The organism is Streptomyces malachitofuscus (assembly GCF_055571035.1).
Genome location: NZ_JBVIGA010000038.1, coordinates 39,628 through 59,806, shown reverse-complemented (window position 1 = coordinate 59,806; position 20,179 = coordinate 39,628). Strand labels below are relative to the sequence as shown.

Here is a 20,179-nt window from a genome sequence, read left to right as displayed (position 1 = left end):
ACCACGGGCAAGGAGATCGGCCAGCTGTCCCTGCACTACGGCGCGGACGACCTCGGCTCGATCATGCTGGAGGAGAACGTCGTCTCCTCCGCCGGCGCCAAGCACCGCTCCAACCTCGTCGAGCTGCTCACCCTGATCCGTGCCGCGGGCCGGGTCCCGGCGCAGCGCTCGACGACGTACGAGCACCTCGTGGTGCACGACGACCCGGCGAACGACCCCGTCGACGAGCGGATCGTCTCGCACGTGTCCTCGACCGCCATCGCGGGCGGCACCGCCCACCCCGAGCTGAAGCTGATCGCCACCACCTGAGCCCCAAGCGTGTGTCCGGGGCTCGTGCGCCGCGGGTCCCGGACACACGCCCTCCCGGCCCATCCCTGGGCACGGCCATCCCCCACCCCCGCAACACGAGGACGGAGAACCCCATGGCGGGCGCCCTTCACGCCACGGGTCTGGTCAAGACCTTCGGCGAGGTCCGAGCCGTGGACGGAGTAGACCTGGACGTGCCGGAAGGCGGCGTGCTCGGACTGCTCGGCCCCAACGGAGCGGGAAAGACCACGACCGTCCGGCTGCTCACCACCCTGCTGCGGCCCGACGCGGGCACCGCCACCGTGGCGGGTCACGACGTGGTGCGCGAACCGGACCGGGTCCGGCTGTCGATCGGGCTCTCGGGCCAGTTCGCGGCCGTCGACGACCGGCTGACCGGCCGGGAGAACCTGCGCATGATCGGCGAACTGTACGGGCTCCGGTCCCGGGCGGCCCGGCAGCGGGCGGACGAGCTGCTGGACCGGTTCGGCCTCACCGCGGCCCGCGACCGGGTGTCGAGCACCTATTCCGGCGGCATGCGGCGACGGCTCGACCTGGCCGGGGCCCTCGTCGTGCGGCCCTCGGTGATGTTCCTCGACGAGCCGTCGGTCGGGCTGGACCCGACCAGCCGGCTGATGCTGTGGGACGCCATCGAGGACCTGGTGGCCCAGGGCACCACCCTGCTGCTGACCACCCAGTACCTGGAGGAGGCCGACCGCCTCGCCCGGGACATCGCCGTGGTCGACCACGGGCGCATCGTCGCGCGGGGCACCCCGCGCGAACTGAAGGCGCAGGCAGGCGGCCAGCGCATCGAGGTGGTCGTGTCCTGGCCCGAGCAACTCGACCCGGCAGCGGCCCTGTTGGCCCGGTTCGGCACCCGCGCCCCGGACGTGGACCGGCCGCGCGGCACGGTGTCCGTGCCCGTGAACGGCGGGGTGCGGCTGCTCACGGAGGTCATCGCGGCACTCGACGCCGACGGCATCGCGCTCACCGACATCGGACTGCGCCGCCCCACGCTGGACGAGGTCTTCCTGGCCCTGACCGAGGACACCCCGCGGGACACCGGGCGTGCGGCGGTCGGCGCCGGCGCGCCGAGCGAGAAGGAGTGATGAACGTGTCGGCAGCGGCACCGTCCGTACCCGAACTCAGGCCGGGCACGGCCGCCAAGTCCCTGCACGACGTCCTGGTCGTGACGCGGCGCAACGTGATCCGGTCGATACGCATCCCCGAGGTGCTCATCCTCAGTCTGGTGCAGCCCATCGTGTTCGTGCTGCTCTTCGCGTACCTGTTCGCCGGGTCCTTCAGTCTCCCCGGGGCCGAAGGCGCCGCCGCCTACCGCGAGTACATGATGCCGGGGTTCTTCGCACAGACCATCGCCTTCGCCACCGCCAGCAACAGCAGCGTCAGCATGGCCAACGACGTGCAGAGCGGGATGGTGGACCGGTTCCGGTCGCTGCCGATGGCACGGGGCTCGCTGCTCACCGGCCGCACCGTCGCGGACCTGGTGCAGAACGTCATCGTTGTCGGGGTGATGGTCCTGTGCGCGCTGATGGTCGGCTGGCGCATCCACCACGGTGTGCCACGTGCCCTCGCCGGGTTCGCGCTGCTGCTGCTCATGGGGTACGCGCTGTCGTGGGTGGGCGTGCTGATCGGCCTGTCGGTGCGCGCCCCGGAGGCGGCGGCCACCAGCAACTTCCTGTGGCTGTTCCCGCTGACGTTCCTGTCGAACGCGTTCGTGGCGCCCTCGACCCTCCCGACGGTGCTGCGCTGGGCCGCGGAGTGGAATCCGCTGAGCGCGACGGTGCAGGCGGCACGGGAGCTGTTCGGCAACCCCGGGCTCCACGCCACGGGCGCCTGGCCCGCCGAGCATCCCGTGCTGGTGTCGGTGGCGTGGTCGCTGCTGATCGCGGTGGTGTGCAGGGCGCTGGCGGTGCGCCGCTACGCTTCGGCCGGCTCCTGAGGAGAGACTCGTGACCGCGGACGCCACGTTCCGGGCGGAGCTGGTCCGCCCGGTGCACGAACTGCTCGCCGGGCACGCGTCGCGGCAGCCCGGCCGGATCGCCTTCGAGGACTCCCGCCGCGCGGTGACCTGGGCCGAGCTGGACCGGCGTACCGCCCGGGTGGCGGGGCATCTCGTGGAGCTGGGGCTGCCGCGCGGCGCGTCGGCGGTGATCCTGCTGCCGAACCGGGTGGAGGCGGTGGAGAGTTACCTCGCCGTCGCCCGGGCGGCCGCCGTGGCGGTGCCACTCGACCCGGGGTCGGCCGACGCGGAGCTGGCCCGTCTGCTGGACGACTGCGCGGCACGGCTGGTCATCACCGGGGCCGCGCAGCTGCCGCAGGTGCGCCGGGTGCTCGCGGACCGGCCGGGGACCACGGTGATCCTCGTCGGTGAGGACTCCGAGCCGGGGTTCGCGGAGGCGGCCGCCGAGGCGGAGGGATCCGGCGAGGCGCTGCCGCGCTGGGAGGAGCTGGCGTCGTCGTGGTCGCTGCGTCATCCGCCCCGCGACAACCTCGGCCTGGACGATCCGGCCTGGCTGCTCTACACGTCCGGGACGAGCGGGCGTCCGCTGGGGGTGGTGTCCACGCAGCGGTCGTCGTTGTGGGCGACGGCCGCCTGCACCGCGCCGCTGCTGGGGCTGTCGCCGCAGGACCGGATCGTGTGGCCGATGTCGCTGTTCCACGCCGTGGCGCACAGCGTGTGCGTGCTCGGCGGGGTGGCGGTCGGTGCCACGGTCCGCATCGCGGACGGTGCGGCCGCCGACGAGGTGCTGCGGCTGGCGTCGGAGACGGACGCGACCTTCCTGGTGGGCGTGCCGACGATGTACCACCGGATGGTGGAGCTGGCCCGGTCCCGGGCGGCCGGGCCGCTGCCGCGGTTGCGGGTGTGCATGGTGGTGGGCTCGTCGTGCCCTCAGTCCCTGCACGAGGCGTTCCGTGCCACGTTCGGCTTCCCGCTGCTGGACAGCTACGGCTCGACGGAGACGGGCGGCGCGATCACCACAAATTTGCCGCAGGGGCCGTACGTGCCCGGTTCGTGCGGTGTGCCGCTGCCCGGCCTGGCACTGCGGCTGGTGGACCCGCGTACCGGCGAGGAGGCGCAGCGGGGTGCCGAGGGAGAGGTGTGGGTGTCGAGTCCGGCGCTGATGCTGGGCTATCACCGGCGGCCGGAGGAGACCGCGAGGGTGCTCTCCGGGGGCTGGTACCGCACCGGTGACCTGGCCCGCCAGGAAGCGGACGGACATGTGACGATCACCGGCCGGCTCAAGGAGCTGATCATCCGGGGCGGGGAGAACATCCACCCGGGTGAGGTCGAGCAGGTTCTGGCCCGGGCGCCCGGGGTCGCGGACGCGGCTGTCGCGGGCGTCCCCCACGAGACGCTCGGCGAGGTGCCGGTCGCCCATGTGGTTCCGGCGGCCGGCGGGCTCGACGTGGAGGCGGTGCTGTCGTTCTGCCGGCAGCGGTTGTCGGCGTTCAAACTTCCCGAGGAGATCCACGAGGTCACCGAGGTGCCCCGCAACCCGGCCGGGAAGGTCGCCCGGACCCTGCTGGCGGGGCTGTCGCGGAGGCCGCTGTGGCGACGGAACGGGCAGGGGCCCGGGCCCGCCTCCTCCGCCGTGGCCGGTCTGGGACTGGACGAGGCGGCCCATCCCCTGCTGCCGGCGGTGGTCGAACTGCCCGGGCGCGACGAACTGGTGTGCACCGGCCGCATCACCGCGGCCGGAGGCGACCCGACGCTGCCGCAACGCGCCGACGGCAGGCAGGTGCTCGCCGGAGCGGGCCTGCTGGACCTGGTGCTGCACGCGGCGGGCCGAGCCGGCTGCGACCGGGCGCTGGACGTGGCGGCGGACGAGCCGCTGGTGCTGCCGCGCCACGGCGGCGTGCAGCTCCGGGTGACGGTCGGCGCGCCGGAGGCGGACGGGATCAGGCAAGTGGCGGTGCACGGGCGGCGGGACACGCGGGGGTCCGCGCGCCGACCGTGGGTCCGGCACGCGACCGCGACGGTGGCACCGGCCCCCACCGCAGCATCCCACGCGGACCGGTCCGCGTGGCCTCCGCCGGGCGCCCGACGGCTTCCCCGGGACCGGGGTGCCGGGCGGCCGGACGCCGCACGGACACCCCGAGCCGTGTGGCGGCGCGGGCACGACGTGTTCGTCGAGGTGGCGCTGCCCGACTGGGTGACCGGCCAGGACCGTCACGCGCTGCATCCGGCGCTTGCGGACGGGGCGCTGGCGGGTGCGCTGGGCGCGGCCGGTGCGGCGTCCCCGGACGGCGCCGAACCCGTGGTGGCGGTGCGCTGGCGGGACGTGACCCTGCACGCCACCGGCGCCTCCGTGCTGCGGGTGCGGCTGCGGGAGAGGGCAGACGGTTCCTGGGACCTGGAGGCGGCCGACGGCGCCGGGGATCCGGTGCTGAGTGCGCGTGCGGTGACCTGCGCGCCGCTGCGCGGCGACGCCGTACGCGCGGCGTCGGCGGCACAGCAGGACGCCCTGTTCGAGGAATCCTGGCGGCCCTGCGAACCTCCCCGGGCATCGGGCCGCCCGTCGAGGTGGACGGTGGTCGGTCCGGACGCGCCACGGGTGCGCGAAGCCCTGTTCTCGGCTGGCCGCCGCAGTGAGGTGCATCCCGATCTGCCGTCCCTGCTGCGCGCGGTCGGGCAGGGCGCGCAGGTCCCGGACGTCGTGGTGGTCCGTCCGACGCCGCGCGACGGAGCGGACCCGGCGGAAGCGGTGCGCGCCGCGGTGGGTGAAGCCCTCACGTGGGTACGGCACTTCGCCGATCCCCGGCTGGCGCGGGCCCGGCTGGTCGTCGTGACCCGGAACGCGGTGGCCACGGACGGCGCACGGCTGCCGGACGTGGCCGCGGCGGCCGTCCGGGGTCTGGTCGGAGCGGTGCAGGACCGTGCACCGGGGCGCTTCGTCTTGCTCGACATTGACGAGGAGCGTCGTTCCTGGGGCCGTGTGGAGGACGCCGTGGCCGGTGGCGCACCCCAACTGGCCCTGCGCGACGGCAGGGTGCTCGCTCCGCGTGCGGTGCGTGTCTCCGCCGTACTCCCCGTGACGGCCTCCGCCGGGCGTACGGCCCTGTTCGCCGGCGTCGAGACGGAGGGACCGGCCGAGACACTCCTGGCCCGGGCCGGTGACGGCACGGGGCCCACGGCGGAAGGGCCGCTGTTGACCGGGCCGTTCGCGAAGAACGTCGCCGATCGGCTCACTCCGTCCGCCGGGACGGCCGAGCTGCTGCGCTGGGACCCGATGGACCCGGCCACGACGGTGCGGGCGCTGCTCGACGGCGCTCCCCGCACGGTGGTGTTCACCGCGGCGGTGTCCGCCGACGGCCCGTCGGCGGACACGCAGGCCGACGTGGACGCCGCGCTGCGTCCGGTGGTCGACCCGGCGCTGGAGCTCGTGCGGTCGGCGCCGGGACGGGGCATCGCCTCCGTCGTGTTCGCGACGCCGCCGCCCGCCACGGCCGGGCCGGCGGACGCGGCGGTGGCGGCGGTGTTCGACGTATGGGCCCGCACCCTGCGGCAGGCGGGTGTGGCGGCGGTGTCCGTGCGCGGCCCCGCGGGGGCCACGGACGAGGCGGCGGACCTGTTCGCCTGGGCCGTCGCCTCGGGCCGGACCGCACTCACCGCGCAGCGGCCGGACCTGTCCGTCCCGCACCCGACGGGTCCCGTCACCGCGACGGCCGCGCTGCTGCGGGACACGGCGGGCGGGGCTCTACGCCGAACGGCGCGCGACGCGGCGGCCGATCCCACGGGGCTGCGCCGCCGGCTGGCGGCGCTCACCCCCGCCGAGCAGGAGGAGACGCTGCTGCGCCTGGTGCGCGACCGGTTCGCGTCGGCGCTCGGGCTCACCACGCCCGGGCGGATCCCGGAGGAGGCGGAGACCCGCGACCTCGGGTTCGATTCGCTGACCGCGCTGACCGCGCGCGACGCGCTGGAGTCGGCGACGGGACTCCCCCTGCCCGCGTCGGTCGTCTTCGACTTCTCCACACCGGCGGGACTGGCCCGCCACCTCAAGAGGGAACTGGTCGCCGACGAGGGCGGCGGACGCGCCTGACGACAGCGGGCGGTCGGTGTGCGGCCCCACACGCCCGTGCGTCCGCCCCCCGTCGTGACCGCGGCCGCACAGGCGGCCGTCCCGGCACCCGACAGGTGTGGGCGCGGAGGTGCGCGCGGGGGTGCGCGCGACGCGTTCCTGCCGGTCACGGCGCCTGCCGGAACTAGAGAAAGACCTAACCCGCCCGCGCCCATACTGGCCCCCTAGGCCGGGGTTGGGAGATCCCCGCCGTTCGCGTGCCCGGCGGCCCGGACCGCCGAAGTCGTGCGTCTCCGTTGCCAAGGTGATTGGAAGTCGAGCGTCGTGACTCAGAAGCCCCGTGTTGCGCTGGTCCGGCCGGTGCATGAGATCCTCGCGGACCACGCCCGGGAACGTCCGGACGCGCGGGCCTTCCAGGACGGCCGCCGTGCCGTCACCTACGGCTCTCTGGATCGCCGCACGCGGTTTCTGGCCGGCCATCTGGTCGCGCGCGGAGTCGGCCGTGGCGACCGCGTACTGCTGCGCATGGGCAACCGGGTCGAGATGGTGGAGAGTTACCTCGCCGTCGCGCGGGCGGGAGCCGTCGGTGTTCCGGTCGACCCGAAGTCCTCCGACGCCGAACTCACCCACCACCTCACCGACAGCGGTGCCCGCACGGTGATCACCGGCGTGGCGCAACTGCCGCAGGTGGAACGGACGTCGAGGGGCGCACTCGACGGCGCTCCGATCGTCGTCGGCGCCGCGGAACCCGTTCCCGGCACCGTCGACTTCGAGCAGCTCGCCGTCACCCCGCCCGCCGCCGACGCGCGGGACGACCTGGGACTCGACGAGACCGCCTGGATCCTCTACACGTCGGGCACCACCGGCCGCCCCAAGGGTGTGGTGTCGACACAGCGCAAGTCCCTGTGGGCGACCGCTGCCTGCACCGCGACGATCCTCGGCCTGTCCGCGGACGACCGGGTGGTGTGGCCCATGCCGCTCCACCACGCCGCCTCGCACAACATCGGCGTGCTCGCCACGCTGGCCGTCGGCGCGTCCGCGTACATCCTGGAGGGCTCGGCCCCGGACGAGATCGTCGAAGCCGTCCGCAGCGAGCGCGCCTCCTTCCTGGTCAACTCCCCCAGCACCTACCGCCGCATGGTGGAGCTGGCGCGCGAGGACGGGATGGAACTGCCCGGGCTGCGGGTGTGCATGGCGGCCGGCTCCGTCTGCCCGCCCGAACTGCACCACGACTTCGAGGCGGCCTTCGGCGTACGGCTCGTGGACAGCTACGGCAGCAGTGAGACCGGAGGCGCCATCACCACCCAGGAGCCGGCCGGGGAGCGCGTCCCGGGTTCCTGCGGAACTCCCCTGCCCGGCCTGCGGCTGCGCCTGACCGACCCCCGGACCGGCGAGGAGGTGGCCGCGGGCGAGGAAGGCGAGATCTGGGTGCACAGCCCGGCCACCATGGTCGGCTACCACAACGACCCGGAGGCCACCCGTGCCGTCCTCGCGGACGGCTGGTACCGCACCGGCGATCTCGGCCGGCTGGACCCGGCGGGCCGACTCGGCATCACGGGGCGGACCAAGGAGCTCATCGTCCGCGGGGGCGAGAACATCCATCCCGGCGAGGTGGAGCGGGTGCTCGCCGGGGTGCCGGGCGTGGCCGAAGCGGCAGTGGCCGGCACACCCCACGCCGTACTCGGCGAGGTGCCCGTCGCCTATCTGGTGCCAGGGCCCGACGGCCCCGAGGGCATCGACACCGGACAGCTCCTGGAGACATGCCGCCGTGAACTGTCCTACTTCAAGGTGCCCGACGAGTTCCGTCTCGTCGACGCCATCCCGCGGACGTCGAGCGGCAAGACCGCCCGCCGACGCCTGGCGGCGCTCACCTCGACGCTCCTCCTGGTCAACCCGGCGGTGAACGTCCGCCCCGGCACGGCACCCACCGCGTCGCCCGCGGCGACCGGCGGCTCGGGCCCGTCCGGCCCCTCCGGTCCGTCCGCGGCCAGGCACGAACTGCTCACCCTGGTGCGTTCCGTGATCGCCGACATCCTCGGTCTGGCGTCCGTCCAGGACGTGCCTCCCGACCGGCCCCTGCACGAGCTCGGCTTCGACTCCCTGTCCGCCGTGGCCCTGCGCGACCGGTTGTCCGCCGCCACCGGGCACCGTCTCACGGCCGCCGTGGCCTACGACCACCCGACTCCACAGGCTCTCACCCAGTATCTCGACGGGCTGGCCCAGGGCGGTCCGGCCCCTGGGGAGGCAGCGCCGGAGTCAGGGGCCGCGCCGACCGAGCGGGACGAGCCCATCGCCGTCGTGGCGATGGGCTGCCGCCTGCCGGGCGGCACCCGGACGCCGGAGGAGTTCTGGCAGCTGCTCCTGGCGGAGACCGACGCGGTCGGCCCGCTCCCGGAGGACCGTGGCTGGGACCTCGACCGGCTGCTCGACGACGAAGGCGCCGGCGGCGGCAAGTCGTCCGCCCGCCAGGGCGCCTTCCTGGACGGCGCCGGGACCTTCGACGCCGCGTTCTTCGGGATATCGCCGCGCGAGGCGCTGGCGATGGACCCGCAGCAGCGGCTGCTGCTGGAGACCGCGTGGGAGACCTTCGAGCGCGCCGGCATCGACCCGGCCACGCTGAAGGGCAGCCGGACCGGCGTCTTCGCCGGTGTGATGCACGGAGGTTACGGCCCCGGGCTCTACGACCGTTCCCCGCGCGACCTCGAGGGCTACCTCGGCAACGGCGCCGCCGTCAGCGTGGCCTCCGGCCGCATCTCCTACTCGCTGGGTCTGCAGGGTCCGGCGCTCACGGTGGACACGGCGTGTTCGTCGTCGCTGGTGGCGATCCATCTGGCGGCGCAGTCGCTGCGCAACGGGGAGTGCTCCCTCGCACTCGCCGGCGGCGCCACCGTCATGTCGACGCCCGGTGCGCTCGTCGAGTTCAGCCGTCAGGGCGCCCTCTCCGCCGACGGGCGGTGTCGTGCGTTCGCGGACGGGGCCAACGGCACCGGGTTCGCCGAGGGTGTGGGGCTGGTGCTGCTGGAGCGGCTGTCCGAGGCACGGCGGCTGGGGCATCCGGTGCTGGCGGTGGTGCGCGGGTCGGCCGTCAACCAGGACGGCGCGTCCAACGGCCTGACGGCCCCGAACGGCCCGGCACAGCAACGGGTGATCCGGGCCGCGCTGTCGTCCGCCGGCCTGTCGGCCACGGATGTGGATGTGGTCGAGGCGCACGGTACGGGCACGTCGCTGGGGGACCCGATCGAGGCGCAGGCACTGCTGGCCACCTACGGGCAGGGACGGCCGTCGGACCGGCCGGTGCTCCTGGGATCGGTGAAGTCCAACATCGGCCATACGCAGGCGGCCGCGGGCGTGGCCGGTGTGATCAAGATGGTGCTGGCCATGCGGCACGGAACCGTCCCCCGCACCCTGCACGTGGACCAGCCGTCGTCCCACGTCGACTGGGACACCGGCGACGTACGCCTCGTCACCCGGACCCAGCCCTGGCCCGAGACGGCCACACCCCGCCGCGCCGGCATCTCCTCCTTCGGCGCCAGCGGCACCAACGCCCACCTGATCCTCGAGCACGTTCCGCAGGAGGCCGCCGGCCTCGACGACGACCGCATGGTCCCGCTCATGGTGTCGGGGCGGAGTGAGGGTGCGGTGCGGGCATCGCTGGAGCGCGTCGCGGACTTTGTCGAACGGCATCCGGACGTGCCCGTGGGCGCGGTGGCACGGATGCTCGCCGGGTCACGCACGGTGTTCGAACACCGTGCCGCCCTCCCCACCACCGGCACGCACCGCGAGACACTGGTGGAACGCCTGCGCGCAACGGACCACGCCCTGTGGGGTGCGGGCCGCCCGGTAGGTGATCCGGTATGGGTCTTCCCCGGCCAGGGCGCCCAGTGGCCCGGCATGGCCGTGGAACTGTTGGAGGAGAACGGGGCCTTCGCCGAGCGGCTGACCGAGTGCGCACGGGCTCTCGAGCCGTTCGTGGACTGGGACCTGCTGGGCGTGCTCCGGGGCGAGCCCGACCAGCCCGACCTCGAGCGGGTCGACGTGGTCCAGCCCGCCCTGTGGGCGGTCATGGTGTCCCTGGCCGCACAATGGCACGCCGTGGGCGTACGCCCCGCCGCGGTCATCGGACACTCCCAAGGCGAAATCGCCGCCGCCACCGTGGCCGGCGCCCTCTCCCTCTCCGACGGCGCACGCGTCGTCGCCCTGCGCTCCCGCCTCATCGCCCAACACGCCGGCGGCGGAGGCATGGCCTCACTCGCCCTCCCCCGCGCCGAAGCCCAGCAAGCCGCCGAGGAGTTCGGGCTGGAGGTGGCGGCGGTCAACAGCCCGGCCGGCACGGTCGTCTCCGGTCCGGTCGAGGCGCTGGACCGGCTCACCGCCTGGTGCGACGAGCACGACATACGATGCCGACGCGTCCCCGTCGACTACGCCTCCCACTCCACCTTCGTGGAAGTGATGCGCGACCAACTCCTCGACGCACTCGCCCCGATCACACCACGCGACACCGACACACCCCTCTACTCCTCACTCACCGCCGACCTCATCCACGGCAGCGACCTCGACGCCGACTACTGGTACCGCAACCTCCGCCACACCGTCGCCTTCGAAGCAGCCACACGCGCCGCAGCCGAAGCGGGCGTCACCGGCTTCATCGAAGTCAGCCCACACCCGGTCCTCACCCTGCCGGTACAGCAGACCCTGCAAGAAGCGTCCGACCAGGAACCCGTGGTCCTCGGCACACTCCACCGCGACCGCGGCGACGCACAGGACTTCACCGAGTCCGTCGCCACCGCCTTCACCCACGGCATCGCCGTACGCCCCACCCCCGTACCCGTCCACCCCGACCTCCCCACCTACCCCTTCCAGGGCACCCACCACTGGCTCACCCCCTCCACCGGCGGTGACCCCCAGTCGCTCGGCCTGCATGCCGTGGGCCACCCCCTTCTGGGCGCGGCGGTGCATCGCGCCGAGGAGGACGGCCTGGTCCTCACCGGGCAGATCTCCATGGCCGCCCAGCCGTGGCTCGCCGACCATGTGGTGAACGGGGCCGTCCTGTTGCCCGGCACGGCCTTCGTCGAGGCCGCGATCCGGGCGGGGGACGAGGTGGGAGCGTCCACCCTGGAGGAGCTGGTTCTGGAGAGCCCGCTCGTCGTCGACGCGCGGCAGACCCTCAGCGTCCAGGTGACCGTCGGAGCCCCGGACACTTCCGGGCGCCGGGCGGTGAGCGTCCACTCGGCGCCCAGGAGCGGCGAGCCGGCCGACAGCCCGCTGTGGACCCGGCACGCCCGCGGCTTCCTGGTCCCCCCGCCTGCGCCCGCCGGCTCGGGGCAGGCCGGGGCGCTCGCCCCCTGGCCGCCGCAGGGTGCCGAGGAGGTGCCCGTCGCGGACGCCTACGAGCGGATGGCCCGCGCCGGCTACGGCTACGGCCCGGCCTTCCGGGGCCTGCGGGCGGTCTGGCGCCGGAACGGGGAGTTCTTCGCCGAGGTCGCGCTGCCCGAGCGGGAGAAGAGCGACGGCTGGGGCGTCCACCCGGCGCTGCTCGACGCGGCCCTCCACGCCGATGTGCTGAACGAGGTCGAGAAGGACGCCACCGGCCCGCTCAGTCTGCCGTTCTCCTGGCAGGGCGTGGAGTTGCACGCGTCCGGTGCCACGATTCTGCGGGTCCGGCTGACGTGGTCGGAGGACGGGGCCGTCTCGTTGTTCGCGGTCGACCCCTCGGGTGCCCCTGTCGTCTCCGTGAGCAAGCTGCTGACACGGCCGGTGGCCGACGGACCGGTGACCGCGTCGGGCGAGACGGTCCGGCGGATGCTGCTGCGCACGGAGTGGCGGTCCCTCACGTCCTCTCCCGAGCGGCGGCCCTCGGGCCGATGGCTTCTGGTGGGCGGCCGGGCCGCCGAATACGCCAGGGACCTGGCCGACGCCGGCGTGGACGCGTACGGGGTGGCGGACCTGACGGCGGACGTCTCCGGCCCCGCCCCCGACACGCTGCTCCTGCTCCACGACCGGCCGACGCCGGAAGCCGCGGACGAAGCATCCGAGGCCCGTGCCCGGGTGCGGGACGCGCTCGCGCAGGTACAGCGTCACCTGACCGACGAGCGGTACGCGGCGACGCGCCTGATCGTCGCCACCAGGGGCGCGGTGCCGGCCGACGGTGCCTGCGATGTCACCGACCCGGTCGGCACGGCGCTCTGGGGCCTGGTCAGGGCGGCGCAGGCCGAGCACCCCGGACGCCTCGTCCTGGTCGACCTGGAACCCGGGACCGATGCCGGGGACGGCGCCGCGGACGTGGCAGGGCTTCTTGCCGCGGCCGCATCCGGAGAACCGCAGACAGCCGTCCGCGCAGGTGAACTGCGCGTCCCCCGCCTGACGCATGCCACGGACGTGGCATCCGGTGCGCCGCGCCGACTGGACCCCGAGGGGATCGTCCTCGTCACCGGCGGGACCACCGGCGTGGGCCGGCTCGTCGCCCGTCACCTGGTCGCCGCGCACGGAGCCCGCCATCTGCTGCTGCTCAGCAGGCGCGGACGCGAAACGGAAGGAGTCGGCGACCTCGTCGACGAACTCACCGCCATGGGCGCCTCCGTGAGCGTCGAGGCGTGCGACGTGGCCGACCGCGACGCGCTGGCCGCCGTCCTCGACGGTCTCGACCGTCCGCTGACCGCCGTCGTGCACAGTGCGGGTGTCCTCGCCGACGGCATGGTCACCGGTCTCTCCCCGGAACAGGTCGACACGGTGCTGCGGCCCAAGGTGGACGCGGCCGTGCACCTTCACGATCTCACCCGCGACGCGGATCTTGCGCACTTCGTGCTCTTCTCCTCGATCGCCGGCACCATCGGCGGCGTCGGACAGGCCAACTACGCGGCGGCCAATGCCTTCCTCGACGGCCTGGCCGAGCACCGGCGCTCGCTCGGGCTGCCCGCCACCGCGGTGGCATGGGGCCTCTGGGAGGACGGCGGCCTGACCGCGCACCTGGGCGCCGTCGACCGCGACCGCATCGCCCGCAACGGGGTCCGGCCGCTGACCGCCGAACAGGGACTGGCGCTCCTCGACGCCGCGGTCACCCGGAACGCGGCCACCTGCGTCGCGGCCCGCTTCGACCCCGCCGCCCTGCGCCGCCGCCCCGAAGGGGTGCCCGTGTTGCTGAGCGGACTGGTGCGCGCCGCCACGCGGCGTACCGCCGCCGACGCGGGCGAGGACAACGGCGTCGGAGCCGAGTTGGCCGGACTGTCGCCGCAGGAGGCCGAGCGCGTTCTGCTCGCCATGGTGCTCCGGCATGCCGCCGCGGTCCTCGGACACGAGACGCCGGATGCCGTGCGCGCCGACAGCGCGTTCAAGGACATCGGCTTCGACTCGCTCTCCGCGGTCGAACTGCGCAACCGGCTCAACGCGGCGACGGGTCTGCGGCTCGCCCCGACCGCCGTCTTCGACTATCCCAGCCCGCACGCCCTGGCCGAGCACCTGAACGAGAGCCGCGCCGGGACCGAGGCCGTCACGTCCCCGCCACCGGTACGGACGGACATCCCGCCGGACGACGACGCCATCGCCGTCGTCGCCATGGGGTGCCGGCTGCCCGGCGGGGTCACGGGACCCGAGGACCTGTGGGACCTGCTGCGGTCCGGGACGGACGCGATCGGCGAGTTCCCCACCGACCGCGGCTGGGACCTGGACACCCTGTTCGACGCCGACCCGGACAAGCCGGGCACGTCCTACACCCGCAACGGTGGCTTCCTGGACGGCGCCGGGCGCTTCGACGAGGCCTTCTTCGGCATCTCGCCGCGTGAGGCGCTCACCATGGACCCTCAGCAGAGGCTGCTGCTGGAGACCGCGTGGGAGACCTTCGAGCGCGCCGGCATCGACCCCACGTCACTCGACAGGAGCACGGCCGGCGTGTTCGTCGGGGCCATCGCCCAGGAGTACGGGTCGACCCTGCTCCACGAAGCCCCGGAGGGCCTGGACGGCATGCTCCTCACGGGCACCGCCACCAGCATCATCTCCGGCCGCCTCTCGTACCTGCTGGGTCTGCAGGGTCCGGCGATCACGGTGGACACGGCGTGTTCGTCGTCGCTGGTGGCGATCCATCTGGCGGCGCAGTCGCTGCGCAACGGGGAGTGCTCCCTCGCACTCGCCGGCGGCGCCACCGTCATCGCCACCCCGGGCACCTTCACCGCCTTCAGCCGGCAGCGTGCGATGTCCCCCGACGGGCGGTGTCGTGCGTTCGCGGACGGGGCCAACGGCACCGGGTTCGCCGAGGGTGTGGGGCTGGTGCTGCTGGAGCGGCTGTCCGAGGCACGGCGGCTGGGGCATCCGGTGCTGGCCGTGGTGCGCGGGTCGGCCGTCAACCAGGACGGCGCGTCCAACGGCCTGACGGCCCCGAACGGCCCATCACAGCAACGGGTGATCCGCGCGGCGCTGGCCCAGGCGGGTGTTCCGGCCGCCGAGGTGGATGTGGTCGAGGCGCACGGTACGGGCACGTCGCTGGGGGACCCGATCGAGGCGCAGGCACTGCTGGCCACCTACGGGCAGGGACGGCCGTCGGACCGGCCGGTGCTCCTGGGATCGGTGAAGTCCAACATCGGCCATACGCAGGCGGCCGCGGGCGTGGCCGGTGTGATCAAGATGGTGCTGGCCATGCGGCACGGAACCGTCCCCCGCACCCTGCACGTGGACCAGCCGTCGTCCCACGTCGACTGGGACACCGGCGACGTACGCCTCGTCACCCGGACCCAGCCCTGGCCCGACACGGCCACACCCCGCCGCGCCGGCATCTCCTCCTTCGGCATCAGCGGCACCAACGCCCACCTGATCCTGGAGGAAGCGCCGCCCGTCGAGCAGGTTCCCCGGGCCGACGCCGACCGTGATGACACGCTGCTGCCCCTGCTGGTGTCGGGGCGGAGTGAGGGCGCGGTGCGGGCGGCACTGGAGCGCGTCGGGGACTTCGTCGAACGGCATCCGGACGTGCCCGTGCGCGCGGTGGCACGGATGCTCGCCGGGTCACGCACGGTGCTCGAACACCGCGCCGCCCTCCCCACCACCGGCACGCACCGCGAGACACTGGTGGAACGCCTGCGCGCAACGGACCACGCCCTGTGGGGTGCGGGCCGCCCGGTAGGTGATCCGGTATGGGTCTTCCCCGGCCAGGGCGCCCAGTGGCCCGGCATGGCCGTGGAACTGTTGGAGGAGAACGGGGCCTTCGCCGAGCGGCTGACCGAGTGCGCACGGGCTCTCGAGCCGTTCGTGGACTGGGACCTCCTGGGCGTGCTCCGGGGCGAGCCCGACCAGCCCGACTTCGAACGGGTCGACGTGGTCCAGCCCGCCCTGTGGGCGGTCATGGTGTCCCTGGCCGCACAATGGCACGCCGTGGGCGTACGCCCCGCCGCGGTCATCGGACACTCCCAAGGCGAAATCGCCGCCGCCACCGTGGCCGGCGCCCTCTCCCTCTCCGACGGCGCACGCGTCGTCGCCCTGCGCTCCCGCCTCATCGCCCAACACGCCGGCGGCGGAGGCATGGCCTCACTCGCCCTCCCCCGGGCAGAGGCAGAGGAAGCGGCCGTACTGTTCGGACTGGAGGTCGCCGCCGTCAACAGCCCCGACAACACCGTCCTCGCCGGTCCGGTCGAGGCGCTGGACCGGCTCACCGCCTGGTGCGACGAGCACGACATACGATGCCGACGCGTCCCCGTCGACTACGCCTCCCACTCCACCTTCGTGGAAGTGATGCGCGACCAACTCCTCGACGCACTCGCCCCGATCACACCACGCGACACCGACACACCCCTCTACTCCTCACTCACCGCCGACCTCATCCACGGCAGCGACCTCGACGCCGACTACTGGTACCGCAACCTCCGCCACACCGTCGCCTTCGAAGCAGCCACACGCGCCGCAGCGGAGACAGGTGCCGGCGCCTTCATCGAAGTCAGCCCGCACCCGGTACTCACCCTGCCGGTACAGCAGACCCTGCAGGAACTCTCCGGTGCGGAACCGGTCGTCCTCGGCACACTCCACCGCGACCGCGGCGACGCACAGGACTTCACCGAGTCCGTTGCCACCGCCTTCACCCACGGCATCGCCGTACGCCCCACCCCCGTACCCGTCCACCCCGACCTCCCCACCTACCCCTTCCAGGGCACCCACCACTGGCTCACCCCCTCCGCGAACTCCGCGCGCGGCGCGTCCGGCCTGGGGACGGTCGCCGCCGCGCATCCCCTGCTGGGCGCGGCCGTCGAGCTGCCCGGCACCGAGACCGTGGTCTTCACCGGCCGTCTCTCGGCGACGACGCACCCGTGGCTGGTGAACGAGCGCCCGGCAGCCCTCGGCTGGGTGGTCGCCGAGCTGGCACTCGCGGCCGGGGAACAGCTCGGCCTCGGCCGGCTGCCCGCCCTGACGCCGCAGGCGCCGTTGGCGGTGCCGACGGCCGGCTCGCTGCAGATCCGCGTCACCGTGGGTGGGGGTTCGGAGCCCGGCGTGCGCACGGTGTCCGTGCATTCCCGGCACTCCGACGAGGTTCTCGGCCTGCCGTGGATCTGCCACGCTACGGGCGAGCTGGCCGCGGCGGCGGACCGGCCGGACTGGGACCTGGAGGTCTGGCCGCCCGCCGACGCCACCCCGGCCCCCGGGTCCGTACCGGACCTGCGGCACCTGCCCGTGCAGCCCGCCGTACGGGGCGTGTGGCGTCGCGGCACCGAGGTGTTCGCCGAGGTCGCCCTGCCGGACACGCTGCGCGAGGAGGCGCGGGGGTTCGGGCTGCACCCGCTGCTGGCCCAGGCCGCGCTCGGCCTGGTGGGCGTCGAGGGCGCCCTGCCCCAGGTCGGGGACTCCTGGCGGGCGGGGCTCTGGCAGGACGTCTCCCTGCACGCGTTCGGCGCCTCGGTCCTGCGCGTCCGGGTTTCCCCCCGCGCCGACGGTTCCGTTGCGCTGTTCGCCTCCGACGCGGCCGGCAGCCCCGTCCTGTCGACGGTGTGTCTCCGCCCGGAGGCCGTCCCGCGCGGGGTGCGCAGAGCCACGGATGCGGCGCAGCAGGACGGCCTGTTCGGCATCGAATGGACCGAGACCGGCACGCGGCACCTCACCGCGGACGCCGGCGCGACCTGGGCCATCGTGGGAGAGGACCCCGTACGGGCGCGGTCCTCGCTGATGGCGGCGGGACGGTACGCGGAGGCGTATCCCGATCTGGCGGCGCTCACCGCCGCCGTGGAGGCGGGCCGCGATGTGCCCGATGTCGTCGTGGTGCCCTTCCTGCGGGAGCCCGTCGATCTCTCCGGCCGGGAACTGGTGGACGCCGTCCACGCCACGACGGCCCGGGCCCTGGAGACGGCGCGCGCCTGGGTGACGACGCCCCTGTACGACGACTCCCGGCTGGTGTTCCTCACCCGCGGTGCCGTGCCCGCGGTGAGCGGTCCCGATGACGTGTCGCCGCTGGATCTCGCGGTGGCCGCGGTCTGGGGGCTCGTCCGCAGCGCGCAGTCGGAGTATCCGGGCCGCTTCGTGCTCGTGGACACCGACATCGCCAAGCCCACCTGGCGTGCCCTGGACCGTGCGGTGTCCTCCCCGGAACCGCAGTGGGCGTTGCGCGGGCGGACGGCCCGGGTGCCGCGGATGACGCGCCTCGCCCCCGCCGACGCCCTCCCGGCATTCGACGCCGGCCCGGACGGCACCGTACTGATCACGGGCGGTACGGGCACCCTGGGCTCCGTGGTCGCCCGGCACCTGGTGACCGAGCACGGGGTGAAGGAGCTGCTGCTGACGAGTCGTCAGGGTCCGGACGCGCCGGGTGCCGCGGCTCTGGAGGCCGAGCTCTCCGCGCTCGGCGCCCGGGTCCGAGTGGCAGCCTGTGACGTCACGGACCGCGACGCCCTGGCCGCGCTGCTCGCCGGCCGGCGGATCGGTGCCGTGGTCCACACCGCCGGCGCGGTGCACAACGGCATTCTCCCCTCCCTCACGACCGAGCGGCTGACCGAGGTGCTGAGGCCCAAGGTGGACGCTGCCGTGCACCTGTACGAGCTGGTCCGCGAGGCGGGCGTGCGGCAGTTCCTGCTGTACTCCTCCGTCGCCGGCATCACGGGCGGCCCCGGACAGGCCAACTACGCGGCGGCCAACACCTTCCTGGACGCGTTCGCCCACCATCTGCGCTCCCGGGGCGTCCCGGCGACGTCGGTCGCCTGGGGGCTGTGGGCCGGGGCCAGCGGTCTGGCGGGTTCCGCCGCGACGGACCGGCAGCCGGCGGCGTTGCACGGAACGCGACCGCTCGAAGCCGAGGACGGCCTCCGGTTGTTCGACGCGGCGTGGGCGGCCGGGCGCGGTCTGGTCGTCGCGTCCCGCCCGGACTTCGCCGCGCTGGCCGACGACGCCAGGTCCGGTGCCGTACCGGCCGTCATGCGGTCCCTCGTGTCCGGCTCCGCGCGCCGCATGGCCCAGGACACCCCCGAGGAGCAGGGCGGCCTCGCGCACCGCTTGGCGGCGATGGGTCCGGAGGAACGGGAGACCGTGGTGACCGGCCTCGTGCGGGAGCGGGCGGGCGCGGTCCTGGGGCACACGACACCGGGCGGCGTGCCGGAGGACGCCCGGTTGAAGGATCTCGGGTTCGACTCGCTCACCGCGCTGCAACTGCGTACGGCGCTCGTCGAGGCGACGGGGCTCCGGCTGCCGGCGGGGGTGGCGTTCGACTTCGAGACGCCGCTGGATCTCGCCCGGCACCTGATCGAGCGGCTCCTCGCCCCGGCCGCCTCGCCTCTCGACGACAACGGAAGGATCCAGGATGAGAATTGAGAACGTGTTCATCGACTCGCTGGGGGTCGTGCTGCACGATTTCGAGCCCGTCGAGCGGGCCGTGGCGCAAGGACTGATCGCGCAGGACGTCGTGGACGCGAACGGCCTGACCGGGACCCATCTCGCTCACGACATCCCGGCCGTGGAACTCGCGATCGCCGCCGCACGCATCACTCTGGACCGCTCGAAGATCGACCCCGAGTCCCTCACGAGTCATGTCCACAGTGGCGTCTACTACCAGGGCCCGCAGGGTTCCTATCCGCCGGGCTACGTGCTGCGCGAGCTGGAGCTGGAGCCGACGAGCTCGCTGTACCTGCGGCAGGGCTGCAACGGCATGCTCGGCGCCCTGGAGGTGGCCGTCGGCCAGATCACCGGTGCGGCGCAGGCCGAGGCCGTGCTGATCACCTCCGGTGAGAACTTCACCGCGACGGGCCTGAACCGCTATTCGGGACTGGGGCAGGCCTACTTCCTCTCCGACGGCGGCGCTTGCGTCCTGGTCAGCGCGGACGAGGGCTTCGCGCAGGTCAGGTCGCTGAGTACCGGCATCCTCCCGGAACTGGAGCGGTGGCACCGCGGTGACGGACCCCTGTTGCCGGGCGACGGACAGCGCAGCGAGGAGGAGATGGCCGAACGGGCCACGCGGTACAGCGAGACCGAGACACCGCTCTCCGAGACCCTCGAGAAGCTCACCCTCTTCAACCTCGGTGTCATCCGCCGGGCGCTCGTGAGCGCCGATCTGAACGCCGGCGACCTCGCCAAGGTGGTTCCGATCAACATGGACGGCCGCATGGTCGAGTACTCGGTCATGATGCCGCTCGGTCTGCCCATGGACCGGTCGACGTTCGACTACGGCAAGGGCATCGGGCATGTGGGCGGCGCCGATGTGATCATCACCCTGGAGCATCTGGTCCGCAACCGCGAGGTGGCGCCCGGTGACCATGTGCTGCTGATCTCGCAGGGTCCGGGCTGGATGTGCACGGCCTGTGTCGTCACCGTCCTGGACCTTCCCGCCTGGGCGGTCTGACCGGGCCGCACGGGCCTCGTCGCGTCCTCGCTCCACGCCAAGGGCCTGCCCC

General features: G+C 73.9%; 5 protein-coding genes and 1 pseudogene. All 6 read left to right on the top strand.

Translation table 11 applies throughout. From position 1 onward, the window contains the following. Window positions 1-309: pseudogene (locus ACZ44S_RS36210) on the top strand (dehypoxanthine futalosine cyclase); the annotation flags it as partial. 113 nt (window positions 310-422) lie between these two features. After that, window positions 423-1,412, top strand: coding sequence for an ATP-binding cassette domain-containing protein (locus ACZ44S_RS36205; RefSeq protein ID WP_190167473.1), 990 nt, complete (start codon window positions 423-425; stop codon window positions 1,410-1,412). Next, window positions 1,412-2,263 (top strand): ABC transporter permease, encoded by an 852-nt coding sequence (locus ACZ44S_RS36200; protein ID WP_466937111.1) that lies wholly within the window; start codon window positions 1,412-1,414, stop codon window positions 2,261-2,263. The genes ACZ44S_RS36205 and ACZ44S_RS36200 overlap by 1 nt, the downstream gene beginning before the upstream one ends. Before the next feature lie 10 nt (window positions 2,264-2,273). Next, window positions 2,274-6,365, top strand: a complete 4,092-nt coding sequence (locus ACZ44S_RS36195; RefSeq protein ID WP_466937109.1) for an AMP-binding protein — start codon at window positions 2,274-2,276, stop codon at window positions 6,363-6,365. 303 nt (window positions 6,366-6,668) lie between these two features. Next, complete coding sequence (locus tag ACZ44S_RS36190) at window positions 6,669-19,103, top strand: SDR family NAD(P)-dependent oxidoreductase (protein WP_466937107.1); 12,435 nt, start codon at window positions 6,669-6,671, stop codon at window positions 19,101-19,103. Then, window positions 19,093-20,127 (top strand): ketoacyl-ACP synthase III family protein, encoded by a 1,035-nt coding sequence (locus ACZ44S_RS36185; protein ID WP_466937105.1) that lies wholly within the window; start codon window positions 19,093-19,095, stop codon window positions 20,125-20,127. Before ACZ44S_RS36190 ends, ACZ44S_RS36185 begins: the two co-directional genes overlap by 11 nt. Window positions 20,128-20,179: the final 52 nt, after the last annotated feature.

Bases quoted from the DNA above. Each gene is read 5' to 3' on its own strand.
- ACZ44S_RS36205 (WP_190167473.1), top strand. From the start codon at position 423: ATGGCGGGCGCCCTTCACGCCACGGGTCTGGTCAAGACCTTCGGCGAG.
- ACZ44S_RS36200 (WP_466937111.1), top strand. From the start codon at position 1,412: ATGAACGTGTCGGCAGCGGCACCGTCCGTACCCGAACTCAGGCCGGGC.
- ACZ44S_RS36185 (WP_466937105.1), top strand. From the start codon at position 19,093: ATGAGAATTGAGAACGTGTTCATCGACTCGCTGGGGGTCGTGCTGCAC.